The following is a 16,307-nucleotide window of genomic DNA, read 5'->3' on the forward strand; positions in this document are numbered from 1 at the left end:
CCCCCCCCCCCCCCCCCCCCCCCCCCCCCCCCCCCCCCCCCCCCCCCCCCCCCACAGGGGTGGTCAGTTGTCGTCGAATCCAGTGTTTACGGGCCGAAACCCTCGTTCTAGACGGCCCTAGTATTAAAGTATTAACACCATTTAATCAGTGCCCCATCGCGGGGCGTCTACTAGCTTGTCAGCCAAGACGCGGTTTTGTGATGACCGTCGCAGTCTTGATTCGCGTGTGGAATAAGCACGTTTCCCACGCCTTCAAGGAAGAATTTGGCCACGACAAGGAGTAGCCCGTGGAAGCAAGGTTTGGTGTCGCCCTCGTTTCGCGTTTTTCCCCACTTTCCCTTGCTGTGCACCTGAGCGTCGCCGGACTACTGTTCGGCGGCGTCAGTGCACCTGCACTGGCCACCTGCTCCACGGCCGGTTCCACGGTGACCTGTACCGGGGTGCCGACGCTGCCGCTGTTTCTCAACAATTTCGCCAGTGCCACCAACGGTCTGACGGTCAATGTCAACTCGGGGGCGGCAATGAATGCGACCCTCGGCGGCCACGTGATGGACCTGACCGGGGTCAACATCACTCTGAACAACTCCGGCACCATTGACCCTGCCTTTATCGGGCTTGTGTCGGTCTTGAGCGGCGGTGCGTTCATTGGCACCGGTGCGACCAGTACGGTCAGTGTGCTCAACAACGCCAGCGGGATCATTCGCGGCACTGGCATGTTGCTCGGGCTCAACCTGACCAGCATCGATGGTCTGGGGATTGCGGTGAACAACGCCGCGGCTGGCACAACCACCATCACCAACAACGGCACCATCACCTCGACCGGTCTCTCGGTCGGCGGCATCACCCTGGCGGATACTCCGGTGGTTGGCGTCTACGGCGGCTCGCAGGTCAACATGACCAACAGCAGCACCGGCACCATTACTGGCCGCGTCGCCTTCGAAACCTCGGCGGCGGGTAACACGTTCACCAACGCCGGCGCGATCACCGGTGGCGTGTCGATGGGCGCTGCCAGCACCAACACCTTTACTGCAGTGACGGGTTCTTCGGTGCAGGTCGGTGACGGTGTACAGATCAGCGTCGGTCTCGGCGGGCTGATCGGCATCAACCTGACCTTCGCCCCGACCGGTACTGTCGACGGCGGCGCTGGCGGCACCAACAGTCTGATTCTGCAGAACCCGCTTGGCGTCGGCGGCGGCACCACCGGGGTCGGCACGGCGTCGAGCGCCACCTACGTCAACTTCAACAACCTGACCATCAACAGCGGCACCTGGACCTTGCAGGGGCCACTGGTCAGCGGTGCGACCACGCTCAATGGCGGTGTCGCCCAGTTCAACAACAACGCCACGTTCGGCAGCGGGGTGCTCACCTCCAACGGCGGGATCCTGCAGGCCAGCAACGCCGGGTTGAACATCAGCAATCTGATCTCCCTCGGCGCCGGTGGCGTGACCGTGCAGGGCACCAACGCCACGACTCTGAGCGGAGTGATTTCCGGCAGCGGTGGCCTGACCAAAGTCGGTGCCGGGCAATTGAGCCTCAGTGCTGCCAACACCTACCTGGGCAACACCACGCTCAACGGCGGCACCGTGCAGTTGGGCAACAATCTGGCGCTGAGCACCGGTACCCTTAACGTCACCGGCGCGACAACCTTGAGCGCACCCGGCACGATCAATCTGGGCAACGCCATCAGCCTCGGCAGCACATTGACGGCCGGCGGCACCGGTTCACTGACGCTCGGCGGCCTGATCACCGGCAGCAGCGGCTTGACCAAGACTGGCAGCGGCAGCCTGACCCTCAGCGGTGCCAACAGCGGTTACACCGGCACCACCACCCTGAGCGCCGGCAGCTTGCTGGTGACCAACAACAACTCACTCGGCAGCGGCGCGCTGAACACCGCCGCCGGCACCAGCCTCGACAGCACCGCCAACGTCACGCTGGCCAACAACATCGGCATGACCGGCGCGCTCAACGTGCTCGGCAGCAACGCCCTGACCCTGGGTGGCGTGTTGTCCGGCACTGGCGGCATCACCAAGTCTGGCACCGCGAGCCTGACCCTGACCGGTAACAACACCAACAGCGGCAGTACGGCGCTTAACGCCGGTAGCCTGTTCGTTGGCAGCAACACCGCGCTGGGGACCGGTGCGCTGAGCGCGGCGGCCGGCACCACGCTGGATGCGACCACCGCGGTGACCCTGGCCAACGCCGTCGCGCTGGCGGGAGGAGTGACCATCGGCGGCACCCAGGCACTGGGCCTGAGCGGCGTCGTCAGCGGCACCGGCAACCTGATCAAGAATGGCACCGCGAACCTGAGCCTCAGCGGCAACAACACCTTCTCCGGCGGCACCGCGCTCAACGCCGGTACGCTGATTGTCGGCTCCAACACCGCGCTGGGCACTGGCGCATTGACCACGGCGGCAGGCACCACCCTCGACAGCAGCACTGCCGTGGCGCTGACCAACTCCGTCAGCCTCGGCGGCAACCTGAACATCGGCGGCAGCGCCGACCTGACCTTGGGCGGTATTGTCAGCGGCAGCGGCGGACTGACCAAAAACGGCGCAGCCAACCTGATTCTCAATGGCGCCAATACCTTCCTCGGTCCGATCGCGTTGAACGCCGGCACCCTCACGGCGGGCGCCAATGCGGCGCTCGGCAGCGGCGACATCACCGTCGGCGGCGTGGCGACGCTCGACAGCAATGCGGCGGTAACGCTGAACAACAACGTCATTCTCAACAACAGCCTGGGGATTGGCGGCAGCAACGCGCTGACCCTCGGTGGTGTGATCAGCGGTATCAGCCAACTGGTGAAAAACGGCACCGCCAATCTCACGCTCAACGGCAGTAACACCTACAGCGGCGGTACCACGCTCAATGCCGGCAGCCTGACCGTCGGCAACGGCGCTGCGCTGGGCTCGGGCGCCCTGACCGTGGCCGGGGCAGGAACACTCAACAGCAGCTCGGCGGTAACGCTGAACAATGCGATCACTCTCAATGCCAACCTCACCGCTGGCGGCGCCAACGCGCTGACCCTCGGCGGGGTGATCAGCGGCATCAACGGATTGATCAAGACCGGTGCGTCGAGCCTGACCCTCAACGGCAACAACACCTACACCGGCACTACCGCTTTGACGGCCGGTTCGTTGATCGTCGGCTCCAATACCGCACTCGGCACTGGCGCGCTGAACGCGTCGAACGGCACCACGCTGGATGCCGGCACGGCGGCGACCCTGGCCAACAATGTCAACCTCGGCGGCACCCTGACCGTCGGCGGCAGCAATGCGCTGACCCTCGGCGGCGTGGTCGCCGGCAGCGGCCAGTTGATCAAGAACGGCGCCGCCGACCTGACCCTCAATGGCGCCAACACCTATTTTGGCAACACCGCACTGAACGCTGGCAAACTCATTGTCGGCAGTAACACCGCGCTGGGCGCCGGTACGCTGAACGCGGCGGCCAATACCACGCTGGACGCCAACACCGCCGCGAGCCTGAACAACGCGGTGGCGCTGGCCGGTGCCTTGAACATCGGCGGCACGGCAGATCTGACCCTGACCGGTCTGGTCAGCGGCGCCGGCAGCCTGGTGAAGAACGGCACGGCCAATCTGATTCTCAATGCGGCCAACAGTTACGGCGGCGGCACCACGCTGAATGCCGGCACCGTGACCGTTGGCAACAGTTCGGCACTCGGTAGCGGCGCCGTGACGGTGGCTGGCGCGGCGACGCTGGACAGCAACTCGCCGCTGGTCAACCTCACCAACGGCATCGGCCTCACTGCTGCGCTGACCATCGGCGGTACGCAGAACCTGAGCCTCAGCGGTGTCACCAGCGGCAGCGGTCAGTTGATCAAGAACGGCGCGGCCAACCTGACGCTCAACGGCAACAACACCTTCAGCGGCGGCACCACCCTCAACGCCGGTACCTTGACCCTCGGCAATGCCAACGGTCTGGGCAGCGGCGGCTTGACCGTCGGCGGCGCGGCGACCCTGGATAACAGCGCCTCGTTCGGCATCGGCAATGCGATCACCTTGAACGCCGGGTTGACGGTGGCCGGCAATAACGACCTGGCCCTCAACGGCATCATCGATGGTGCCGGCAGCCTGACCAAAAACGGTCTGGCGGATCTGACGCTGGCCGGCAGCAACACCTTTACCGGCGCCGTGAATATCATCTCCGGCAGCGTTACCACGCTGAACAGCGCTGCACTGGGCAATACCTCCGGCGTGAACATCAGCGCCGGCGCCGGTCTCAATCTGGGCAGCGATGCCAGCCTGGCCGGGTTGTCCGGCAGCGGCAGTGTGCAACTCACCGGCAGCAACACCTTGACCGTGGGCGGGGTCAGCACCAGCAGCACCTTCGACGGTGATCTCAGCGGCAGCGGTGGCCTGACCAAAATCGGCACCGGCACCCTGAACCTCACCGGGATCAGCGGGCTTACCGGCAACACCACGGTCAATGGCGGTGTCCTCAACCTCACAGGATCGCTGAACAGTACACAGCTCAACGTCAACAATACTGGCACCTTGACCGGTACCGGCTCGGCGATCGGCACGGTGAACATCAACAACGGCGGCCATCTGGCGCTGTCGTCGGGCAACACCCTGTCGGCGAGTAATCTGACCCTCGGTGCGGGCAGCAACGTTGATGTGGCGCTGGCGACACCGTCGACCACGTCACTGATGAACGTCGGCGGCAACCTGACCCTCAACGGCAATCTCAATGTCACTGATGCCGGTGGTTTCGGTGTCGGTGTCTATCGTCTGTTCAACTACACCGGTGCCCTGACGGATCTGGGGCTGGACGTCGCCAGTGTGCCGGTCGGTTACGCTCTCGGCGATCTGCTGGTGCAGACCAGTGTGGCCAATCAGATCAACATTCAAGTGTCGGCCCCGAACAGCAACATCCGTTACTGGGATGGCAGCCAGACCATTGCCAACGGCGTGGTCGACGGCGGCAGCGGCACGTGGAACGCGGTCGGCACCAACTGGACCGATGCCAACGGCCTGGTCAACCAACTTTGGGCCGGCGACTTCGCGGTGTTCCAGGGCACCGCCGGCACTGTGACCGTGAATGGCACGCAGCTGTTCACTGGCATGCAGTTCCTCACCGACGGCTACAACCTGGTGAACGGCGCGGCGGGACAACTGACCGCCGTCAATGGCAGTGGTGGGACCACGGCGGTGCGGGTCGATCCGGGTGTGACCGCGACCATCGGCGCCAGCATCAACGGCAGTGGCATCCTCAATAAGCTCGACGCCGGTATCCTGGTGCTCAATGGCGCCAACACCTACAGCGGCGGTACGCAACTGGACGGCGGCAAGATCATCGTCGGCAGCAACACCGCGCTGGGCAGCGGCACGCTGACCGCCAACGCTGGCACACAACTCGATAGCAACACAGCGGTCACTTTGGCGAACGCGGCAACGCTCAACGGCAACCTGACCGTGGTCGGCAGCAATGCGCTGACCCTCAACGGGGTGATCGGCGGTACCGGCGGGCTGATCAAAAATGGCGCGGCGAGCCTGACCCTTGGCGGCAACAACGCCTTTCTCGGGCCGGTGGCGTTGAATGCCGGCGCACTGATTCTGGCGTCGAACTCGGCGCTGGGTTCCGGCACGCTGAACGCGGCTGGCGGCACCACGCTGGATGCGAGCACAGCAGTCTCGGTGAACAACGCGGTAAACCTTGCCGGCAACCTCGGCATTGGCGGCAATGCCGATCTGACCCTGGCTGGCACCATCAACGGTGCGGGTAGCCTGACCAAGAACGGCGCGTCCAACCTGACCCTGAGCGGCAACAACAATTTCCTCGGCGGCACTACGCTGACGGCGGGCACCCTGACCGCTGGCAGCAACTCGGCACTCGGCCTGGGCAACCTGACCGTGGCCGGTACCTCCGCGCTGGACAGCAGCGCTGCGCTGAGCCTGGGCAACAACGTGGTGCTCAACGCCAACCTGAGCAACACCGGCAGCAACAACCTGACGCTCGCTGGCGTGGTCAGTGGCGCGGGCGGGCTGATCAAGAACGGCACGTCGAACCTGACGCTCAACGGCATCAACACCTACAGCGGCGGTACTACGCTGAATGCGGGTACGCTGACCCTCGGCACCGGCGCAGCACTGGGTAGCGGTGTGCTGACAGTGGCTGGCGCTTCGAGTCTCGACAGCAGCTCCCCGCTGGTGCTGGCGAACAACATCAACCTCAATGCCAACCTCGGTCTGACCGGCAACAACAACCTGACCCTCGGCGGTGTGATCGCCGGGGCCGGCACCCTGACCAAAAACGGTCTGGCCGATGTAACGCTGTCGGGCAACAACACCTTCAGCGGCACCTTCGATGTGCTGTCCGGCAGCCTGACCACCCTGAGCAATTCGGCGCTGGGCAACAACGCCACGGTCAATCTCGCGGGCGGCGCGGCGCTGAATCTCGGCGCTTCGGGCAGCCTCGCCAGCCTGACCGGCAGCGGTACCGCGTTGATCGGCACCGGCAACACCCTGAGCCTCGGTGGCAACAACGTCAGCAGCACCTTCGCCGGTGTCCTCAGCGGCGACGGCGGCCTGACCAAACTCGGCACTGGCACGCTGACGCTCAGCGGCATCAGCGACCTGACCGGCGATACCAACGTCAACGCCGGCACCCTGCAGGTCAACGGTTCGCTGGCCAGCGGCAACGTGCTGGTCAACAGTGGCGGCACTCTCGGCGGCAGCGGCACCTTGACCGGCGCCGTGACCGTGGCCGATGGCGGGCATCTGGCAGCTGTCACCGGCAGCACGCTGTCGGTGGATTCGCTGGTGTTCAACGGCAACGCCAACTTCGATGTCGGCCTGGGTGCACCGGTCTCCGGTGGCGGTAATGCGCTGGTGAATGTCGGCGGCAACCTGACCCTCGACGGCACCTTGAATGTCAGCGATATCGGCGGCTTCGGCAGCGGCGTGTATCGCCTGATCAACTACACCGGCGGCCTCACTGACAACGGCATGCTGATCGGCACTGTGCCGGGCAGCGTGACCCCTGGCGATCTGACCCTGCAAACGGCGCTGGCCAACCAGATCAATCTGCTGGTGAGTGCACCGGGCGTCACCGTGCAGTTCTGGGACGGCAATCAACTGATCGCCAACGGTTCGGTCGATGGCGGCAGCGGCACCTGGGGCACCGGTACCACCAACTGGACCGACGTCAACGGCATCACCAATCAGGCCTGGACCAGCAACTTCGCGGTGTTCCAGGGAACGGCGGGCACTGTGACCGTCAACGGTGCGCAAACCATCACCGGCATGCAGTTCGTCACCGACGGCTACAGCCTGCAGAACGGCACGGCGGGTTCGCTGAACCTGGTCAACGGTTCGCTGGGCAATGCCTCGGTACGCGTCGATCCGAACGCCACCGCGACCGTCGGCGTCGCGCTCAACGGCAGCGGCACCCTCGGCAAATACGACACCGGTACGCTGGTGCTCAACGCTGCCAACGGCTACACCGGTGGCACCGCGCTCAATGGCGGCAAGATCGTGGTCGGCAACAATGCCGCGCTCGGCAGCGGTGTTTTGACCGCTGCGGACGGTACCGCACTGGACAGCAACGCCGCGGTCAGCCTGGCCAACAACGTGGTACTCAACGGCGGCCTGACCGTCGCCGGCAGCAACGCCTTGACCCTCGGTGGTGTAGTCAGCGGCAGCGGCAGTCTGATCAAGACCGGGGCGTCGAGCCTGACGCTCAACGGCAGCAACACCTATAGCGGCGGCACTCAACTCGCAGGCGGCACGCTGGTGCTGGGCAACAACAGCGCAATCAGTAGCGGTGCACTCAACGTGACCGGCAACGGCACCCTCGACAGCACTTCGGCGCTGCAACTGGCCAACGCGATCAATCTGGGCTCGCAACTGACCCTGGCCGGTAACCAGAACACCACACTGCTTGGCGCCGTCACCGGCACTGGCAGTCTGGTGAAAAACGGCAGCGGTGATCTTGTGCTGAGTGGCGCCAATACCTACAGCGGCGGGACCACGCTGAACGGTGGCACGACCACCGGCGACACCAGCAGCCTGCAAGGCGCGATCGTCAACAACGCGGCGCTGACCTTCGCGCAGAACGCCGACGGCAGCTATACCGGCAACCTCACCGGCGCCGGCACGCTGAACAAAACCGGCACCGGCCAATTGCTCCTGACCGGCAATAACACCTTCACCGGCAACACCTCGGTGCAGGCCGGCAACCTGATCGTCAATGGCGTGCTCAACAGCGCCAACGTCAACGTTGCCAGCGGCGCGAAAGTCGGCGGCAGCGGGCAACTGGGCGGCAACGTGCAACTGGCCAGTGGTGCGACGCTGATCGGTGGCGGCAGTGTCACACCGTTGTCGGTCGGTTCGCTGGCGTTGTCCTCGGGCACCAACCTGGACTTCAGTCTCGGCTCGGCCACCAGCTCAACCACCGTGGTCAACGTCGCCGGCAACCTGACCCTCGACGGCACGCTGAATATCAGCAATGCCGGCGGCTTTGGTACCGGGGTCTATCAACTGTTCCGCTACGGCGGCAGCCTGACCGACAACGGTCTGGTCTACGGCAGCCTGCCGGTATCGGCGGCCAACCTGACGCTGCAAACCGCCATCGCCAATCAGGTCAACCTGCTGGTGCAGGGCACACCGGGTGAAGTGCAGTTCTGGAACGGTGGCACCACCAATCCTGACGGCAGCATTGGTGGCGGTAGCGGCGTGTGGGGCCCGGGCACCAACTGGACCGATCCGAGCGGTACGCAAGCGTTGGCGTCCAATGGTCAGTTCGCGGTGTTCGGCGGTCAGGCTGGTACAGTCACCGTGCAGGGCAATCAAAACTTCACTGGCCTGCAGTTCCTCACCAGCGGCTACAGTCTGGCTCCGGGGGCTGGCGGTACGCTGACGCCGGTCAACGGTGCCGACGGCAGTCTGGCGCCGGTGCGGGTCAATGCCGGGGCAAGTGCTGAAATCGACGTGCCGCTGATCGGCACCGGCGGTATCGAGAAACTCGATTCCGGCACCCTTGTACTGACTGGCGCCAACACCTACAGCGGGGGTACCACCGTCAGTGGCGGTACGCTGATCGGTAACACCACCAGCCTGCAAGGCAACATCACCGACAACGCCACACTGGTGTTCCAGCAGAATGCCAATGGCCAGTTCAACGGCATCCTCAGCGGACTCGGGGCGATGGCCAAACGCGGCGCCGGCACGTTGTTGCTGACCGGTAATCAGCCGTTCAGTGGCACCGTCTCGGTCGATCAAGGCGTGTTGCAAGTCGGCAGCCGTGCGGCCCGGGCTTCGTTGGGTGCACAAGTCACGGTCGCCAACGGCGCAGGCCTGAGCGGTAATGGCAGCGTCGGCTCAGTGGTCAACCACGGTGTGGTGGCTTCCGGTGGCGCGGACGGCACCTTGAGCGTGGCCGGCAACCTGACCAACAGCAGTGATGGTGTACTGGCGCTGACCGTCAGCTCGCCAACCGCGACACCGCTGGCGGTGGGTGGTACGGCGGCATTGGGCGGCGGCCTGGTGGTCAACAGCCTGGCGCCGTTCACCGGCAACACCACTTACTCGCTGATCACTGCAGGCGGTGGGGTGACCGGCACCTTCAGTGCCACCGATCTGCCGCAGTACGCGTTCCTCGACAGCTCGCTGGTCTACGGTGCCGACTCGGTCACCCTGGCCGTGAGCCGCAACGGCAACTCGTTCGCCGATGTCGCTGCCACGGGCAACCAGCGCGGCACCGCCACGGCACTGTCCAATAACGGTGCGGCCGGCGCAGCGTTGCAGAACCAGATCGTCAACCTCAGCGTGGCCGGTGCGCGCAATGCGTTCGACAGCCTGTCGGGTGAAATCCACGCCAGCACCGCCAGCGCCATGCTGGAGGACTCGCGCTTCATCCGCGAGGCGGTCAATGACCGCATGCGCCAGCCGTCGTGCAGCGCCGCGGATGATCCACGCAAAACCCTGGCACCGAGCGACACGCAACTGAGCAGCAACGGCTGCCACGGTGAAATGGTCGGCTGGATCCGGGCTATCGGTGCCTGGGGCGACATGGGCGGCGACAGCAACACGGCGAAAGTCGATCGCAACCTCGGCGGTTTCATGCTCGGCACCGACAAGGCGCTGGATGACACCTGGCGTGCCGGGATGGCGGCCGGCTACACCCGCAGCAACCTCAACGCGCATGATCGCAACTCGGATGCCAAGGTCGACAGCTACCACCTGGCCGGTTATCTGAACTCGCAATTCGATGCACTGGCGGTGCGCCTTGGCGCGGCTTACAGCTGGCACAGCATCGAGACCAAACGCGATGTCAGCGTCGGTACTTACAACGATCGCCTGAAGGCCGATTACGACGCACGCAGTGCGCAGGTGTTCGGTGAAGTGGGTTACGCGATCAACGCGGCAGGCGTTGCCATCGAACCGTTCGCCGGTCTTGCCTACGTCAACTACGACAGCGACACCGGCAAGGAAAAAGGTGGAGTGGGGCGCCTGAAGGCTGATGCCGATCAGGACATCACCTACTCGACCCTCGGGGTACGCGTCGGCAAGTTGGTGACCCTGGCCAACGGCAGCCAACTGACGCCACGTGCGGCCATCGGCTGGCGACATGCCTACGGCGACACCAAACCTGACGCCGACCTGACCTTCATCGACGGCGGCGCCTCGTTCAGCACCCAGGGCGTACCCATCGCCAAGGACAGCGCATTGCTCGAAGCCGGCATCGACTTCCAGGTCACCCCGACCGGCAAGCTGGGCATCGGCTACTCGGGCCAGGTGTCGAGCGACAACAACGACAGCGCGTTCAACATCAGCTTCAGTCAAAGCTTCTGAATCATGGTCGAAGTACTTTAGCCGCCCGAAAGGGCGGTTTTTTTTGGTCCGGACAGAATGTTCGGTCGTGAAATCGTGGTGACCCGTCGATAGCTTTCGCGAGCAAGCCCGCTCCCACAGAGGATCTTCAGTGAAAGCAGGATTTGCGGATGGCAGCGATCAAGTGTGGGAGCGGGCTTGCTCGCGAAGGGGGCCGGACAGTCAGCGCAAAAATCAGCCGGCCCGCGCTCTGCTAGAATCCGCCCCATCAACTGCCAGAGACTCTCCCATGAGCGAGCCGATTCGTCTGACCCAATACAGCCACGGTGCCGGTTGTGGCTGCAAGATTTCCCCGCAGGTGCTGGAAGTGATTCTGGCCGGCAGCGGTGCGCAGAACCTTGACCCGAAACTGTGGGTCGGCAATGCCTCGCGTGATGATGCGGCGGTGTACGAGATCGACGCCGAGCGCGGTGTGGTGTCGACCACCGACTTCTTCATGCCGATTGTCGACGATCCGTTCGACTTCGGCCGGATCGCTGCGACCAATGCGATCAGCGACATCTATGCGATGGGCGGCGATCCGTTGATGGCGATTGCGATCCTCGGCTGGCCGGTGAATGTGCTGGCGCCGGAAGTGGCGCGGGAAGTGATTCGCGGCGGGCGCGCGGTGTGTGACGCCGCCGGCATTCCGCTGGCCGGTGGGCATTCGATTGATGCGCCGGAGCCGATTTTCGGTCTGGCCGTGACCGGTCTGGTGGAAAAGCGCCACATGAAGCGCAACGACACCGCCAGCGCCGGTTGCCTGCTGTACCTGACCAAGCCGCTGGGCATCGGCATCCTGACCACCGCCGAGAAAAAGGGCAAATTGCGCCCCGGCGACATTGGTGTGGCCCGCGACTGGATGTGCACCCTGAACAAGCCCGGCAGCCGTTTCGGCAAACTCGCCGGGGTCGCCGCGATGACTGACGTCACCGGTTTCGGTCTGCTCGGGCATCTGGTGGAAATGGCCGATGGCAGCCACCTGACCGCACGCATCGGCTACAACCACGTGCCGCGTCTGGACAGCGTCGAATACTATCTTGAACAGGGCTGCGTGCCCGGCGGCACTCTGCGCAACTTCGACAGTTATTCGAGCAAGCTTGGCCGTCTGCAGGAGTTGCACAAGCGCGTGCTGTGCGACCCGCAGACCAGCGGCGGTCTGCTGATTGCAGTGACTCCCGAAGGCAACGCCGAATTCCTCGCCGTGGCTGCCGAACTGGGCCTGGACCTGGCGCCGATCGGCGAACTGGTCGAGCGACAGACCCACGCAGTCGAGGTGAATTGATGACACTCGACTGCACCGATTACCGCGATATTTTCCTCAACGACCGGCCGATGATGGATGCCCGTGCGCCGGTCGAGTTTGCCCACGGCGCGTTTCCCGGCGTGGTCAACCTGCCGCTGATGAACGACCGCGAGCGCGAACAGGTGGGCACCTGCTACAAGCAGCATGGGCAACAAGCCGCCATCGCCCTGGGTGAGCGGCTGGTGTCTGCCGAAGTGCGGGAGCAGCGGATTCAGGGTTGGGTCGAGTTTGCCCGGGCACACCCCGACGGCTATCTGTATTGCTTTCGCGGCGGCTTGCGTTCGCAGATCGTCCAGCAATGGATCAAGGAGCAGGGCGGCATCGATTACCCGCGGGTCGGCGGTGGCTACAAGGCCATGCGCACGTTCCTGCTGGAGACGGTCGATCAGGCCGTGGCCGAGTGCGATCTGGTGCTGCTGGGCGGGATGACCGGCACCGGCAAGACCGAACTGTTGGTGCAGTTGAGTAATGGTCTGGATCTGGAAGGCCACGCCAATCATCGGGGCTCGAGTTTCGGCAAGCGCGCCACCGGCCAACCGACCAACATCGATTTTGAAAACCGTCTGGCTGTTGATCTGCTGAAAAAGCGCGCGGGCGGAATCCAGCAGTTTGTGCTGGAAGACGAGAGCCGGGTAGTCGGCAGCTGTGCCTTGCCATTGCCGCTGTACCGAGGCATGCAAGTGGCGCCGATGGTCTGGCTCGAAGACAGCCTGGAGCAGCGGGTCGAGCGGATTCTGCAGGATTATGTGATCAACCTGCACGCCGAGTTTGTCGCGGTGCATGGCGAGCAGGGCTTTGCGCTGTATGCCGATCGGCTGATTGCGAGTTTGAACAACATCCAGCGCCGGCTGGGCGGCGAACGCCATCAGCGGATGTTCCTGCAGATGGAAGAGGCCTTGGCGGAGCAGGCGCGCAGCGGATCGGTCGAGGCGTTCCGTGACTGGATCAGCGTGTTGCTGCGCGAGTATTACGACCCGATGTATGCGTTCCAGCGTGAGAAGAAGGGCGGGCGGATCGAGTTTGCCGGGGAGCGCGGGGCGGTGTTGGAGTATTTGCGCGAGCGGGTGAATCAGCAGGTTTGAGGGTGTTCTTGCGGGCCTCTTCGCGAGCAAGCCCGCTCCCACAGGGGATCTGCGTCAGGCACAAAATTTCTGCCCAGTGAAGATCCAGTGTGGGAGCGGGCTTGCTCGCGAAAGGGCCGGCACAGGCACCGCAAGAATCAAGTCGGACAAGTCACCTTGCCGTTATCCAGCCCCTGCTTGTAGCTGTGGCTCTGCAGGCTGGCCTTGCCGTTGTGCCAGGTCAGGGTCAGCACATACAGCGAATCGAAATCGCCAGCCGCCCAGTCATCGGTGATGGTCTGCTTTTCGCCGACGGCCTTGCCGGCAACCTTGTTGATCAGCTCCGGCAGATAACCGTGCGACCACGCGGTGTAGATCGTTGCGTTGTGGTACTTGTCTTCGGTCAGCTCGCGCGCCAGGTCACTGGTGTCGTTGGCGGAGAACTCGATGTTCACCGGCAGGCCGAGCTTGATCGCCGCGGGACTGATGGTCATCAACGGGCGGATGTAGCTGTAGGAGTTGTCTTGTTCGCCTTCCTCGACATTGCGCGTGGGGTTGGCGGCGAACACGTAATCGGCCTTGCCGAATTTTTCCGGCAGCAGGGTCGACAGTTCGATCGCCCGGTTCAGGCCCTGGCAGTTGAGCTGGCCGAGACCGCCGGCGGGCTTTTCCGCGTGGCGCAGGAAAATCAGGGTCTGGGTGCCGTCCACCGGTTGCGCGCGAATCTGGCTCGATTCGAGCGACAAGGTCAGCGCACTGACCGCCAGCAGGGAGGGCAGGGCCACGTAGGCGCGATGTTTGAAGCGTTTGGCGAAACTCATGAGGTTCGTCATCGAATAAAGGATTCTTCAGCAGATTCGGTTGGGGTTGACCAACCCTTACACCGCGGGCTCCCAGCACCGGATGTTGTCCATGTCGTGTGTTGCGCTTCCTGTGCGAAAGGCATAGCTCAGAGTCCTCTGAGGCCGGTTTGGTTCAGGCACCTTACCCGCAGGATGTTACGGTTCGTGTAGGAGCTGCCGCAGGCTGCGATCTTTTGATCTTGGTTTTTAAAGCCAGATCAAAAGATCGCAGCCTGCGGCAGCTCCTACATTATGATCATTGCTTTCCATGTGACTGGATGTTTCCCATGACCGATCTGTCCGCGTTCCCCATCACCCACAAATGGCCCGCGCAGTACCCTGACTGGATTCAGCTCTATTCCCTGCCGACCCCCAACGGCGTCAAGGTCTCGATCATGCTCGAAGAGATCGGCCTGCCCTACGAGCCGCATCGTGTGGGCTTCGACACGCAGGATCAGCTGTCTCCCGAGTTCCTGTCGCTGAACCCCAACAACAAGATCCCGGCGATCCTCGATCCCCACGGCCCGCAAGACCAGCCGCTGCCGCTGTTCGAGTCCGGCGCGATCCTGATCTACCTCGCCGACAAGAGCGGTCAGTTGCTGGCGCAGGAAGGCGCGCTGCGTTACGAGACGATTCAGTGGCTGATGTTCCAGATGGGCGGTATCGGCCCGATGTTCGGCCAGCTCGGTTTCTTCAACAAATTCGCCGGCAAGGACTACGAGGACAAGCGTCCGCGTGACCGCTATGTCGAGGAGAGCAAGCGCCTGCTCAACGTGCTCGACAAACGCCTGGAAGGTCGCGACTGGATCATGGGCGAGCGCTACACCATCGCCGACATTGCCACGTTCCCGTGGGTGCGTAACCTGATCGGGTTCTATGAGGCGGGGGATCTGGTCGGGATCAATAATTTCCCGAACGTGACCCGGGTGCTGGAGCGCTTTCTGGCACGGCCGGCTGTGGTGCGCGGGTTGACCATTCCTTCCTGAGGCCACACATAACCCTGTGGGAGCGGGCTTGCTCGCGAAGGCGTCGTGTCAGTCAACACGTCTTTTTCTGATACACCTCCTTCGCGAGCAAGCCCGCTCCCACAGGAATAGTGATGACGCCCGCAGATTATTGCGTCCTCGGTAATGCACTCTTGATTGATCCAGGTTTGTACCTGCGCCCACCGAAGGCATAAGCTTCGCCCCCTACGACTTTCGTCTCATCTGCCGTTTTCAGGAAGATCCATGTCCAGCCAGTTCCCCGAAGCACGTCCCCGCCGTCTGCGCCGCAATGCGAGCCTGCGCAGTCTGTTCCAGGAAACCGAGTTCAGCCTGAATGATCTGGTGCTGCCGATTTTCGTCGAAGAAGAGATCGATGACTTCGTGCCGATCAAGAGCATGCCGGGGGTGATGCGCATTCCCGAGCGCAAGCTGGCCAGCGAAATCGAGCGCTATGCCCGTGCCGGCATCAAGTCGGTGATGACCTTTGGCGTATCCCATCATCTGGACGCCAACGGCAGCGACACCTGGCGCGAAAACGGCCTGGTTTCGCGCATGTCGCGGATTGCCAAGGACGCCGTGCCGGAAATGATCGTGATGTCCGACACCTGCTTCTGCGAATACACCGATCACGGCCACTGCGGCGTGATGCACAACCACGAGGTCGACAACGACCAGACCCTGATCAACCTTGGTAAACAGGCGGTGGCCGCGGCGCGTGCCGGCGCTGACGTGATTGCCCCGTCGGCGGCGATGGACGGTCAGGTGCGGGCGATTCGCCGCGCGCTGGATGACGCAGGTTTCACCCAGATTCCGATCATGGCTTATTCGACCAAATTCGCCTCGGCACTGTACGGCCCGTTCCGCGAGGCCGGTGGCAGTGCGCTGAAGGGCGACCGCAAAAGCTATCAGATGAACCCGATGAACCGCCGCGAAGCCCTGCGTGAATCGCTGCTCGACGAGCAGGAAGGCGCCGACGCGCTGATGGTCAAACCGGCCGGTGCGTACCTCGACATCATCCGCGACATTCGTGAAGCCTCGAACCTGCCGCTGTCGGCGTATCAGGTCAGCGGCGAGTACGCGATGATCAAGTTCGGTGCGCAGGCCGGCGCGATCGACGAGGACCGTGTGGTGCGTGAAAGCCTGGGCGCGATCAAGCGCGCGGGTGCGGATCTGATCTTCACCTACTTTGCGATGGATCTGGCATTGGCCGGGATCTGACGAATACCGCAGAACCCCCTGTGGGGGGGGGGGGGGGGGGGGGGGGGGGGGGGGGGGGGGGGGGG

Annotated in this window: 6 protein-coding genes; 5 read left to right on the top strand and 1 reads right to left on the bottom strand. The window is 63.7% G+C overall.

Annotated features, from left to right (window positions below):
• Positions 1–287 precede the first annotated feature (287 nt).
• From NTD85_RS25715 to mnmH, 3 genes are all read left to right on the top strand, one after another.
• Positions 288–10,811 (top strand): autotransporter-associated beta strand repeat-containing protein, encoded by a 10,524-nt coding sequence (locus NTD85_RS25715; protein WP_262143524.1) that lies wholly within the window; start codon positions 288–290, stop codon positions 10,809–10,811.
• A 268-nt stretch (positions 10,812–11,079) separates the two neighbouring features.
• The gene (gene selD / locus NTD85_RS25720) at positions 11,080–12,114 is read left to right on the top strand and encodes a selenide, water dikinase SelD (protein WP_103486128.1); all 1,035 of its coding nucleotides are present in this window, start codon (positions 11,080–11,082) and stop codon (positions 12,112–12,114) included.
• On the top strand, positions 12,114–13,217 hold the full coding sequence (gene mnmH, locus NTD85_RS25725) for a tRNA 2-selenouridine(34) synthase MnmH (RefSeq protein WP_262143525.1): 1,104 nt from the start codon (positions 12,114–12,116) through the stop codon (positions 13,215–13,217). The genes selD and mnmH overlap by 1 nt, the downstream gene beginning before the upstream one ends.
• A 137-nt stretch (positions 13,218–13,354) precedes the next feature.
• Here mnmH and NTD85_RS25730 read toward each other — a convergent pair whose 3' ends face one another.
• On the bottom strand, positions 13,355–14,029 hold the full coding sequence (locus NTD85_RS25730) for a hypothetical protein (RefSeq protein WP_045122368.1): 675 nt from the start codon (positions 14,027–14,029) through the stop codon (positions 13,355–13,357).
• A 296-nt stretch (positions 14,030–14,325) separates the two neighbouring features.
• Here NTD85_RS25730 and NTD85_RS25735 point away from each other — a divergent pair, with 296 nt between their 5' ends.
• Together NTD85_RS25735 and hemB are read left to right on the top strand one after the other, a co-directional pair.
• Positions 14,326–15,024, top strand: a complete 699-nt coding sequence (locus NTD85_RS25735) for a glutathione binding-like protein (protein WP_262143526.1) — start codon at positions 14,326–14,328, stop codon at positions 15,022–15,024.
• A gap of 243 nt (positions 15,025–15,267) precedes the next feature.
• On the top strand, positions 15,268–16,242 hold the full coding sequence (gene hemB / locus NTD85_RS25740) for a porphobilinogen synthase (protein ID WP_003223551.1): 975 nt from the start codon (positions 15,268–15,270) through the stop codon (positions 16,240–16,242).
• Positions 16,243–16,307 lie beyond the last annotated feature (65 nt).

The organism is Pseudomonas sp. 13B_3.2_Bac1, from assembly GCF_025466205.1.
Lineage (GTDB): Bacteria > Pseudomonadota > Gammaproteobacteria > Pseudomonadales > Pseudomonadaceae > Aquipseudomonas > Aquipseudomonas fluorescens_H.

Bases quoted from the DNA above. Each gene is read 5' to 3' on its own strand.
- NTD85_RS25730 (WP_045122368.1), bottom strand. From the start codon at position 14,029: ATGACGAACCTCATGAGTTTCGCCAAACGCTTCAAACATCGCGCCTAC.
- selD (WP_103486128.1), top strand. From the start codon at position 11,080: ATGAGCGAGCCGATTCGTCTGACCCAATACAGCCACGGTGCCGGTTGT.
- mnmH (WP_262143525.1), top strand. From the start codon at position 12,114: ATGACACTCGACTGCACCGATTACCGCGATATTTTCCTCAACGACCGG.
- hemB (WP_003223551.1), top strand. From the start codon at position 15,268: ATGTCCAGCCAGTTCCCCGAAGCACGTCCCCGCCGTCTGCGCCGCAAT.
- NTD85_RS25735 (WP_262143526.1), top strand. From the start codon at position 14,326: ATGACCGATCTGTCCGCGTTCCCCATCACCCACAAATGGCCCGCGCAG.